This is a genomic window from uncultured Veillonella sp., from assembly GCF_934190855.1.
In the GTDB taxonomy this organism is placed as follows: Bacteria; Bacillota; Negativicutes; order Veillonellales; family Veillonellaceae; genus Veillonella.
Map to the genome: position 1 here is coordinate 1 of NZ_CAKPTN010000114.1, position 5,235 is coordinate 5,235.

Annotated in this window: 3 protein-coding genes and 1 pseudogene; 2 read left to right on the forward strand and 2 right to left on the reverse strand. The window is 39.2% G+C overall.

Annotated features, from left to right (window positions below; all coding sequences use genetic code 11):
- Together Q0F90_RS06960 and Q0F90_RS06965 are read right to left on the reverse strand one after the other, a co-directional pair.
- Positions 1–699: pseudogene (locus Q0F90_RS06960) on the reverse strand (hypothetical protein); the annotation flags it as partial.
- A 180-nt stretch (positions 700–879) separates the two neighbouring features.
- Positions 880–2,439, reverse strand: a complete 1,560-nt coding sequence (locus tag Q0F90_RS06965) for a hypothetical protein (protein ID WP_296004327.1) — start codon at positions 2,437–2,439, stop codon at positions 880–882.
- A 148-nt stretch (positions 2,440–2,587) separates the two neighbouring features.
- Between Q0F90_RS06965 and Q0F90_RS06970 the strand changes: the two genes are divergently transcribed.
- Together Q0F90_RS06970 and Q0F90_RS06975 are read left to right on the forward strand one after the other, a co-directional pair.
- Positions 2,588–3,760 carry an iron-containing alcohol dehydrogenase gene (locus tag Q0F90_RS06970; RefSeq protein WP_296004328.1) on the forward strand — a complete coding sequence of 391 codons (1,173 nt, stop codon included), beginning with the start codon at positions 2,588–2,590 and terminating at the stop codon, positions 3,758–3,760.
- A gap of 178 nt (positions 3,761–3,938) precedes the next feature.
- The coding region (locus Q0F90_RS06975) for a dicarboxylate/amino acid:cation symporter (protein WP_296004329.1) at positions 3,939–5,235 on the forward strand (1,297 nt) is incomplete at its 3' end.

Here is a 5,235-nt window from a genome sequence, read left to right on the forward strand (position 1 = left end):
GCGGAAGCCTAATAATATTAGCAATAAATAAATAGTAGCAAGAACCCCTGTTATGATGGAGGCTTTTGGCAAAATAACGCCAAATACAATTGTGAAAAATGAACTAGGCTCAGGTGGTCCTGCAGGATCCTCTTTATACGTGCAGACCATAGTCATACAAATAAAAGCGTTTATAGATGCTAGTATTTTGAAAATCAAGTGGGTGAAGTCAAATGGTTCGTTGATGATGATGTAGAAGAACCATAGGCTTATAATGATGACAACATTATATAGCGTAGAGGCAATACAGGTGATAAAAATCCGTTTGAGGCGGTTTATGATTTCATCGATGTAGTGCTTACCTGTAGATGTGAAATATAATGCAATCATTGTATATAACCATAGGTTAGATATATTTTCTATGGCTAGTCTAATGCCTTGTACCTCATGAAAGGTTTCGTGAACAGTATAGAGCCACGTGCTGATGACGATGCTTGCTAAGGTATATAAAATGGATAATTTTCGGTTTCGTGTTATATAGGCTTGTAATATAACGATGTAAAAAAACTGCATATACATTAATATGTTCATGTGAGCAAACCAGGGGTGAGAAATGTATAGCGGCGTACACGAGAATATGGTGATTAATGCCAGTAACATAGGGTGTTGCGTCGCCAAATCTCGCAGTGAATCCCTCACATGTTTAATTGCAAATTTCATAGATTTTCCACCTCTATAAATATCTTTTTTTACAAGTAGTATACCTGTTCTTAGGTGAAAGTCTTATGAGGTTTTATGTAATAGAAATTAAGGATAAACTCAGTTAAGAAAAAAGCAGTACCTCGTAGTGAGGCACTGCTTTTGTCATATTATACATATAGTGTTGTAAGTATTATATGTTTAATTATATAGTACATTAAATTTAAGTTTACGTGTATCGAATTGGTTTATGAAGTACGATGTAATCAATAGCTTGTATCCATTGCCTTCTATAATGACAGGATCGATAGCTGTTTTATCGACGGTAAGGAACTTATCATAAATATGATGTACCTCTGTCACACCATTTGGTAGAGATACCTCTAAATCAAGGCCTTTGTTGAGGAACTTAAAGGAGATGGAGTCAAAGTTAGCAGTTTCCACTTGGTATTCCTTAAGGTCTTGTTCGTATACAATTAACTCGATGTTTTCAATGTATTTATCGTAGCCTGCAATAGAGATAACCTTTGGTGCAGACAAAGCATCAAAATTGATATACTCGACGCGTCTGCCGTTTACTGGGTTTGTGTCTGGCAGTTTTATATCGTCCACAGGTACATATGGTGTGCCGTAATCTGTGAAGTTAGGATCAAAGGTAGCTGCTATTGGTAGGTTTGCATGCCATTCGCCATCAACTTTAGTATAGGTCACAAATTCACGATACGTTGTATAGCCTATGAATGGCGTCAAGAGAACAGCGCCTAAGGCAAGAGCCATAATCGTTGTATGCACAGAAGGTTTTAAACCCTTCACAAGAGAATATACATTATGTGTTAAGAAGATTAGATTGAATGCACTTACATAAATCGTATTGAGCCAGAGAATTGGTTCATTAATCACACGCTTACCGATAAGGGCTAAGCACAATGTTGTGAGCGTAATGAACAAGAAGCACAGAATTTGCTGTGTTCTGCTGCTTTCACTAGATCTAAAGCTAGCCAAGTAGAATAGGTAGAAAATAGCTACATACGGATAGTACGTGTAGAAGAACCGGGTGTCATCGCGAAGCCCCAATAGAATCAAGACTAAATAGATATTAGCTAGAATGCCTGTAATGATGGACGCCTTTGGCAAGATGATGCCGAATACAACGGTAAAGAATGAGTTTGGCGCGGGAGGACCTGCTGGATCCTCTTTATAAGAGCATACCATAGATAGACAAATGAATATATTAATGGATGCGAGCACCTTAAAAATAGTTTCTTCAACGTCGAATGGTTGGTCTATGATGATGAAGAAGAACCATAAACTCATAATGATAACAATGTTATATAACGTTGACGTAACAAGGGTGATACCAATTCGCTTGATGCGGTTGATGATTTCACCGATGTAATGTTCACCTGGCGATGTGAAATACAAGGCAATCATAGAATACAGCCATAGGAAGGATATATTTTCCGTAGCTAGCTCAATGCCCCGCACATAGCCATAGGTTTCGTGAATCATATAAAGGCCGACGCTGATTCCGATACTTACCAAGGTATATAATATGGAAAACTTTCGTGCCCTTGTTATGTAGCTTTGTAATATAACGATAAAGAAATACAGTGAGTATAGCTTAATGTCGATGTCGGAAAACCAGTCTTGTTCAATATACAACGGCGTACAAGAAAATACGGCGATTAATGCCAGTAAGATTGGCGATTGCGTTGCTAGGTCCCTCAGTGAAGACCATAAATGTTTAATGGCAAATTTCATAGATGTTCTCTCCCTCTATAAATATAAATACCCCCTCTTATTATTAGTATACCTGTTTTCTAGTGAAAGTCCTATGAGGTTTTACATGGCCTTAAATATACATTACAATAGCACTAAGAAATAGTTTTCAGAGAAACGAGGTTGTCACATGGAATTCTCTTATTTTTTACCTGTAAATATCCAATTTGGTTGGAATAAAGTAGATAGCGTTGCTGATTTTGTTGCGCCCTATGGCAAGAAAGCCCTCATCGTAACAGGTCGCACTAGTGCGAAGAAATCTGGTTTGTATGACCGTGTGGTAGCGAAATTAGAGGCGGCTCATATTGACCATGTATTGTTTGATCAAGTTGATGCCAATCCATTAACGACGACTGCTTTAGATGGTGCTGCCGTGGCTAAATCTGAAAGCTGTGACGTAGTTATCGCCATCGGCGGTGGGTCCATTATGGACTGTGCAAAGGGCATAGCCTTCATGGCGATTAACGAAGGAGATATTAACGACTATATCTTCAACCGTAAAACAAGTGACAATGCATTACCTCTTGTTGTCATTCCAACGACGTGTGGTACAGGCTCTGAAGGTAATGGCTTTGGCGTGCTTACTAATCCTGAAACAGGGGATAAGAAATCCTTGCGCTGTAACGCCATCGTGCCTAAGGTTTCTATCGTAGATCCTGGTGTGATGGGCACCATGCCACCTCATGTGTTGGCCTCTGTTGGTTTTGATGCACTATGCCATAATATTGAGGCTTACACATCTAAAACGGCACAACCTTTTACTGATGCATTATCCTATTATGCAGTTACATTATTAGCACAATATCTGGTACCTCTATATAAACATGTGAAAGCCGTTGCCAACGGCAAACCCGAAGTGCTGAGCGAAAAACAACTCACAAAGGCTTGGGAAGCTGTAACCCTTGCTAGTACCATTGGCGGTATGGTAATCAATACGGCCGGTGTAACACTAGCCCATGGTATGGAACACCCTGCCAGTGGTCTTAAAGATATTACACACGGTGTGGGCCTTGCCGTTATTGAACCTGTGGTAGTGGAATACACGTGGAGTGCTAACCCTGATAAATTCGGTGCATTAGCTCGTATCTTTAACCATGGCGATGGATCTGAATTAGGTGAAGCATTACGCTTTATGTTACATGACCTGGACCTTACGACAAACCTTACAGAACTAGGCTTTACGAAAAAAGACATTCCGTGGCTTGTAGATAATGTATACGTTGTGGCTACAGGAAATATTGCTAATACAGTAGCTGAAATTAGCCGTAAAGATATAGAAGAGTTGTATAAAAAGATGTTTTAAATGTTCATTAATTGAATATATTAATCTTTATATCAAATTATTTAAGTTTGACAGTGTTAAATCATATCTTTATAATGTGATTTTATAAGAGACTAGGACGTATCTATAATCCCAGCCCTAGGGCTGGGATTATTTCTTTTATGGTCTCATGTAGTTTAGTTTTTAGAGAGGTGTTTTTATGGCAGATCAAAACAACAAACATGTCGATGCCTTAGCGCAAGAGATTACCTTAAAAAGCCGCGGTCAAGGCAAATTACGTCAGTTTATCCTTTGGATGGGTGCACTTATCATTGGTGCTATCTTGGGATGGCAACATATTCCGGCTTTAAATGAGCTTTTTAACTTTATTGCAGCTGTGTTTACACGCTTATTCCAATTCATCGCAATTCCAACCGTATCCTTAGCAGTAATTACTACATTATCCATGCTAGGTGCTAAAAAAGATACAGGTCGTATCTTTGGACATGCTGTAGTATATACATTGCTTACTACAATTTGTGCAGCAGCCGTAGGCCTTGGCTTATTCCTATGGATTGCGCCAGGTAACTTACCACTTGATGTAATTGGTGCTGGTGCAGCGCAAGTACCTGAAAAACTTGGTCATGTAACGTATTACGATCACTTCTTATCCGTTATTCCTAACAATATTATGAAACCATATTTGGAAGGTAACGTATTGTCCGTTATGTTTATCTCTGCTTCCGTTGGTTTAGCCTTTGCCTTTATGCCTCGTACAGAAGGTCGCGAAGCAGTATTGAAAGTATTGTTCGGCTTACAAGAATTACTATTTACATTGATTAAAGCATTGCTTTATGTATTGCCAATCGGTATCCTTGCTTTCGCAGGTCAATTATCTGCTCAAATCGAAGCGGGTGTCATCGTTGGTGCTTTAGGTAAATATACCGCTGTTGTTATCGGTGGTAACTTGATCCAATTCTTTATCGTAATTCCATTGTTCTTGTTATTCCGTGGTTTGAACCCTGTGGACGTATTCCGTAAAATGTCCCCAGCTGTAGCGGTTGCATTGTTCACTAAATCCTCTGCTGCAACATTGCCTGTAACATTGGCATCTGCTGAGGATAATTTGAAAGCTCACCCTGCAGTAGCTCGTTTCGTATTGCCAATTTGTACAACTATTAATATGAATGGTTGTGCAGCGTTCATTCTTGTAACATCCCTATTCGTAATGCAAAATGCAGGTATTGAATTAACTATGGGCACAATGATTGCTTGGTTATTCATTGCTGTACTTGCTGCCATTGGTAATGCAGGCGTTCCAATGGGCTGTTACTTCTTAACATTGTCCTTGATGAGCTCTATCGGTGCTCCAATTGGTTTGCTTGGTATCATCTTGCCAATTTATACAATTATCGACATGATTGAAACAGCTGAAAACGTATGGTCCGATGCATCCGTATGTGCTATGGTTGACCATGACCTTCAAGGTAAATTGGACGACTCCAGTGGCGATGATA

Bases quoted from the DNA above. Each gene is read 5' to 3' on its own strand.
- Q0F90_RS06970 (WP_296004328.1), top strand. From the start codon at position 2,588: ATGGAATTCTCTTATTTTTTACCTGTAAATATCCAATTTGGTTGGAAT.
- Q0F90_RS06965 (WP_296004327.1), bottom strand. From the start codon at position 2,439: ATGAAATTTGCCATTAAACATTTATGGTCTTCACTGAGGGACCTAGCA.